General features: G+C 31.0%; 8 protein-coding genes. 1 reads left to right on the forward strand and 7 read right to left on the reverse strand.

Translation table 11 applies throughout. The annotated features are described in order from the left end of the window. Window positions 1-292 precede the first annotated feature (292 nt). On the reverse strand, window positions 293-448 hold the full coding sequence (gene tnpB / locus RT445_RS23755; protein ID WP_396631823.1) for an IS66 family insertion sequence element accessory protein TnpB: 156 nt from the start codon (window positions 446-448) through the stop codon (window positions 293-295). Window positions 449-840: 392 nt separating this feature from the next. Continuing rightward, window positions 841-1,452, reverse strand: a complete 612-nt coding sequence (locus RT445_RS22835; protein ID WP_274793671.1) for an RHS repeat domain-containing protein — start codon at window positions 1,450-1,452, stop codon at window positions 841-843. A 301-nt stretch (window positions 1,453-1,753) separates the two neighbouring features. On the opposite strand from RT445_RS22835, the gene RT445_RS22840 reads away from it, so the two are divergent. Next, window positions 1,754-2,290 carry a hypothetical protein gene (locus tag RT445_RS22840; RefSeq protein WP_274793672.1) on the forward strand — a complete coding sequence of 179 codons (537 nt, stop codon included), beginning with the start codon at window positions 1,754-1,756 and terminating at the stop codon, window positions 2,288-2,290. A gap of 97 nt (window positions 2,291-2,387) precedes the next feature. On the opposite strand, the gene RT445_RS22845 is transcribed toward RT445_RS22840, so the two are convergent. The 5 genes from RT445_RS22845 to RT445_RS22865 all read right to left on the reverse strand — a co-directional run. Further along, window positions 2,388-2,933, reverse strand: coding sequence for a hypothetical protein (locus RT445_RS22845; protein WP_274793673.1), 546 nt, complete (start codon window positions 2,931-2,933; stop codon window positions 2,388-2,390). Window positions 2,934-2,947: 14 nt separating this feature from the next. Then, entirely contained in the window at window positions 2,948-3,667 is a 720-nt protein-coding gene (locus tag RT445_RS22850) for an RHS repeat-associated core domain-containing protein (protein WP_274793674.1), read from the reverse strand. Window positions 3,668-3,783: 116 nt separating this feature from the next. Continuing rightward, window positions 3,784-4,038: a DUF7660 family protein gene (locus RT445_RS22855; protein ID WP_274793675.1), complete on the reverse strand. Its 255-nt coding sequence runs from the start codon at window positions 4,036-4,038 to the stop codon at window positions 3,784-3,786. Window positions 4,039-4,667: 629 nt separating this feature from the next. After that, the gene (locus RT445_RS22860; protein ID WP_274793676.1) at window positions 4,668-5,213 is read right to left on the reverse strand and encodes an imm11 family protein; all 546 of its coding nucleotides are present in this window, start codon (window positions 5,211-5,213) and stop codon (window positions 4,668-4,670) included. 2 nt (window positions 5,214-5,215) lie between these two features. Next, the coding region (locus RT445_RS22865) for an AHH domain-containing protein (RefSeq protein ID WP_313471657.1) at window positions 5,216-5,751 on the reverse strand (536 nt) is incomplete at its 5' end.

Below are 5,751 nucleotides of genomic sequence, written 5' to 3' on the forward strand. Positions count from 1 at the left end.
CATTGTATTGCATCGAGGCTGTCCACTGGGCTTGCTCGGAGCGAGAGGCAGTCATCGCACATGCGCCAAACAATTTTCGAATGTGATATTCGGTAGTTTGTCTTAAGGAGATTAGCCATCACACACAAGGACTTTCTGAATATCCGCTAAATATATCCCTTTAATACATCCTTCTCGGTAAAACAGGTTCAAATAATACAATCATCGATCCCTCTGAAGGCAGAGCGGAATACCCAGTTGCAGGTATTCGATAGTGTAGCTTTACCGTCTGTGCGATTCAATATTTGAGTGGTTATTTCATCGGCGTAAAGTATGATAACACTTCCAGTAGCCAACGTAATTCTTGCTGGTTGTTTCGAACTTGTTCATCTTCTTTTGGCCATTGAAGTCGATCGTTCTCTAAACGTTTGTACAGTAAATCGAAACCTTTCCCGTCAAAATCTAAAATTTATAGTGATCGCCAAAAAAAGAAAGACAGCTTTACTATATGGGTCCAATTTGAAGGTATGTTGGAGATGATTGGATCTTATTTCTAAAAGAGAATGGAATAATTTATATTTAGGACGTTTCATAGGAAAATCTCGACAAATATATATAATAGATGAAAATAAAGTAGCTAATGATTATTTTTATGTTTCTATAATATTAATGATAAAGCTAACTTAGTATCTTTTATTATCTAGGTACTTTGCAAAAATATACTACGAAAATGAAAATAAAGACTTCTTACTAAAATTGGATATAATCTTATTGAAGGAATCAAAATATTAAATCATTATCTACAACAATATGAAAATGAGAAAACAGATCTGTAACTATCCTGTCTTAGTAAACTATCAACTAAAGAGGCTGGGACAAAACCCACCTCCGTTGCATCTTGTGTGCAACCCTATCTATTAGCTTATCGGCAAATGCGCGATTACTATTTCCATACTGTGCCCATATTCTTTTAATCATATCTTGTCTAAATGCTTTAGTTACACTTCTATCCCTCGATACTTTTGCAACTTTATATAGAAGACCTTCTTCTCCAAGTTTTTGAAGTGTTTGAGCTTTTCTGAGAAATTCATTTTTAGGCATCCAGTCTTTGTAAACTAGTGTAATTGTTACATCTAGCCCCAAAATATCCATATACAAATTTGGATTATTTACATATCCATAAAGCGTAGGATTTCCACCCGCAAGTCCAATCGGATTTATTTGAGTATAATTCCCTTGCACTGGGTCGTAGTATCGGAATCGGTTATAATACAATCCAATTTCTACATCTTCATACTGCCCTTGATAACGGAATGGAATAAAGTCTTTCTCACCTGTAACTTCTTTCACTTGTCCATAAACATCAAGTTCAGCTGTCCAAACCCTATTCACTTTTTCATCATAGGCTTCAACAGGCGTTCCAAGATAATCACTAATAATACTGTAATAACCTTCATTCGTGATTTTTGCCAAAGGGACGAAGCATCATGAAAATACTCATGCAACTAGATTATTTGCGATGTCGGCATCAGTCTGTAAAGCATTCTGTGTAAAATTTCTAAATATATCTGAATTATCTTGCAAGAAATATTCATGGAGAATTGTATTCCCATCCCACACGAATCTCATAGTTTATTTGCTAGACCCCAACCAGAATTAAAAATTTATCAAAATCGTCCTATCCTGATGGATAATATCTATAAAAGTCTTTATAATTAACATCTTATCTAATGCATATGGTAAAATTAAACAAAAATATTGGAGGAATAAGAGAATGATACCTTTTGAAGAAAACATAAAAATTTGGAATGACACATTAGAGGAAATTAGTCATCCTATTTATAAATCTATTTTAAATAATTTTCATATAGATTTGATTAAAGAAATTTCATTTAACATCCAAGCTGGTATTGTCCAAAAAGATTTTGATTCCATTATGAATTATTCATTAAAGTACATTTTACAATCTCTTTTCATTCAAATTAAAAAATCAAAAGAATTCGAATTAATGGTATTAGTTTTTGGAGATAAAGTGTGCGATGAGTTTGAAAAGCTACTTCTTTTGGATGCTATTGATATTTCTTACCATATAGATGATTTTATTACCGAGAAAGAAATGGAGGAAGAAGGTATTACTGTGGACGACTTAGATAATTTTCTTAATATCATTGTGAATTTTAACGAAAAGCAGTTTGCCATGTTAAAACTAACTAATTCTGTCCATGAGCTAGGAGAATTAGCTTTTTTGAATCTAGACACTTCAGATACATTCATTAATGGTAACCATTATAGTGACTATGAAGAGGAGTAATTCCTCTTCATAGCCATTTAAGTAAAATTGCCTCCAAAGAAGATAAAGTAATGAATACTTAGAATTTATTAAAAAATATGATTATCACAATTACATTCTAATTATTACTTGCAGTCCCTACCGTATCAAAATTTAACCCTTTAATTCCGTTTTTTTCAATAAAATCAATAAACTTTTGTGTACAATAATAGTTTGAACTAACTTTAGCATCTCTAAATAAAGTTTCATTTTCTACTTTATCTAAAATAAATCTTATGTTTTCACTTCGCATCATTGCAAGAGATTCTTGCAAATCTAAACCATCAAAATTAATTGCTGTGACTACATTCGTTACATTTATATAAATAAAATCTTCTGCAATGCCTTTGATTTTTATCGGGAAGATTTCTATAATGTCAGAAAATTTTTCAATAAAAAGATTTTTAAATTTCGCTTTTATTATTAATGTATCTCCATAACAGCGTGAATCAAAATCTAACAATTTTCCTCTTGTATGTTTATCTTCAGAGATACCAAAAATCTCTTCTTTCCAATCCAGAGTAATTTTTTGTCCCGTAAAACTAGAAAAAAGACTAATATCCTCCTCATTCAAAAAAGTTAGGTCTTTAAAACTAAAGTCATTCTCTATTTTAAATATTTTCATTATAAAATCCCCTTTTACCAAATTTTAACGTTAAATAATAAATCATTCCTTATATTTTCTAGCTCAGTCAACACTGCTTCTCTTGCTTTCGCTCCACCCAATTTTTCAGCCATGTCTAACCTATTATAGACATTTTTAAAATACTCGTTGGTATGAATTACTCTATGATAAGCACCAGGTTGTAAACTATTTGGATCTATATGCTTCAAATAAACACCATTTTCTGCACTGTTGACATCAATCTTGAGTCTTTTCAAGATTTCTCTGGCTCTTCCAGCGTGTACGTTTGAATGATCCCCCGCTACAATATGATGAGCTGCTGAACCTTTATACTTATGCCAAGCACGTTTCATGTACCCTTCATTTTTTCTTAACTCTCGATTAGCTTTGTTCATATTTTTCTTTAACTCTTTAGTACAAGAAAGACCAAAAATATCTATTGAGTTATTTGTATCTTGTACATAGCCATATAAGACCAAACCTCCATTAAGCCCAATTGGATCCTTTTGCGTATACATACCCTCAATTGGTGAATAATTTCTAAATCTGTTGTAGTAAAGGCCAGTTTCTTCATCCTCGTATTGCCCTTGATATCGGAATGGTATAAAATCCTTGTCACTGTTAAACTCTTTTGACTGGCCATAAATATCTAACTCATTGGACCAAACCTTATTACCATCATTTTCGTAGGCTTCAGAAGGTGTACCTAGATAATCACTAATAAGCTTCTTCAACTAATCAATCGATCTAATAAATTCCTTAAATTGATTTATTATTTACACCACACTCATCAATTTAAATTCTCTCCATACAAATCTCACATAACTAATTCTTTTTTAGCGTGGGCCTTTTATTCATATATCTTACCTACATATAGCATAATAGACAATAGTTTCCAGTCGATATTTTTGGGTGTATCTAAACCAGAATTTTCATAAAATCCTTCCATATCTTCCATCCATCCCTCAATGGCTTGAAGAAATAAATCTATAGATTTATTCTCCCATTCATCTATATTTTTTTGATAATCCGCTGATAATAAATTTACAAATTCTAAGAATTGTTGCTTGTTTGATACGTTTTCAATTTTGTTGTACCAATCCATATTATTCACACCTCTCTATTTCAACTATTGACTCTATTTTTTCCTACAAATCACCTGTCTAGATCCACCTCTTTAAAACAATTGATGTCCCACCATTTTTTGTTGATATTTTAAACCATTGATTCTTCACTTGCCCAGTTTACTGGAATTTCATAATACCTGCTAGTATTCATCAGTATCCTTTCAAACATTAACATAGTAAAACAGTTGTATTTAGCTTAACTGAGAAGATATTTTCTTATCCATAGCCTAAGAGTTACAAGGAAGCTCCTAGCATAGAAAAGAGTTTTCGAAATATTAAAAGAGATGACTTCGGCAACATGCAGAAGTCATCTAATTAATACAGCATTCTTTTTTTACTAAACTGCTAAATTATGGGGCACAGTTGACAAAATTTAATTTTTTTACTACAAAAAATTAAAAACGCATCATTTTAAATAGTAAATAAAAGCTATCTAATGAAAACATCCCTTTATATTTAAATTTCATTTTTTCGAATTTGGAAGAAGCTAAAACCAAATCTCTGGAAGCGATAACACATCTTCAATAGTAATTAGTTTAATTTTTTTCGGAACAAAAATAATAATTTGTAATATCCTGTTTTGTATATTTTCGTTATACGTTTTTTACTATTCTGTATGACCAACTTTTTCATAACGTAATCCTTTGATTTGATTATTATTCATTAGATTAATAAAGAAATCTGTAACAAAATAGCTTGATGACATTTTGCTATCTCTAAATATGGACTCGTTTTTTACAGTTTGAAGATCAAAAACGTACCTATTATTTCTTACCATTTCCATTATTTCGTCTGAAGACATTTTATCCACATTTTTAATAGATTTAATTTTATTCGTTACATTTATATAATAATATGGACCTCTATCCGTATTAACTGGCAAAATTTCAACTTTTTCACTATAATTAGCTTCCAAAATCTCTTTCAGATTATTATTCACGATTAAAATACCATCAAAATAGCATGAAGCATCAAAATCTTCAAATCGTTTATCCTTTTTCTTTCCTTTTTCTTTGAAAATTTCAAACTCTAAAGGTATCCAATTGTCTCCTAATTTTTGACCTTCAAAGTTTAAATAGTTAGATGAACTTCCTTGATTAAATACAAAAAATTTAAAAACATCATAGTCACTTTTAATTTCATATATATCCAAAATTAATACACCTTCTTGTCAAATAATAATTCATTCCTAATTAACTCTAATTCTTTTTCTACAGCTGATTTCCCTCCAACTTTACTTGCATTGATTATTTGTTTGTTTACATCCTCATAATATTTATTTGTATGAATCACCCTATGATACGCTCCTGGTTGTTTACTATTTGGGTATATGTGTTTCAAATAAATACCATTATCAGCTGAATTTACATCGATTTTATAATGAGCTAATATATCCCTCGCAGGCTGAGCCCTTAAATCATCGCCAGCAACAATATGATGGGCAGCCGACCCTTTCTCTTTATGCCAAGCCCTTTTCATATATCCTTCTGTTTTGGCCAGTTCTTTGTTAGCTTTATTCATATTTTTCTTAAGCTCTTTTGTACAAGAAAGCCCAAATATATCAATCCAAATATTCGTATCACTGACATGCCCATAAAGCGTAGGATTTCCTCCTGCAAGACCTATCGGATCAATCTGAGTATAATTCCCTTGTTCTGGGTCGTAGTATCGGAATCGGTTATAATACAATC

It is taken from the genome of Lysinibacillus sp., from assembly GCF_032093475.1.
Taxonomy (GTDB): Bacteria; Bacillota; Bacilli; order Bacillales_A; family Planococcaceae; genus Lysinibacillus; species Lysinibacillus irui.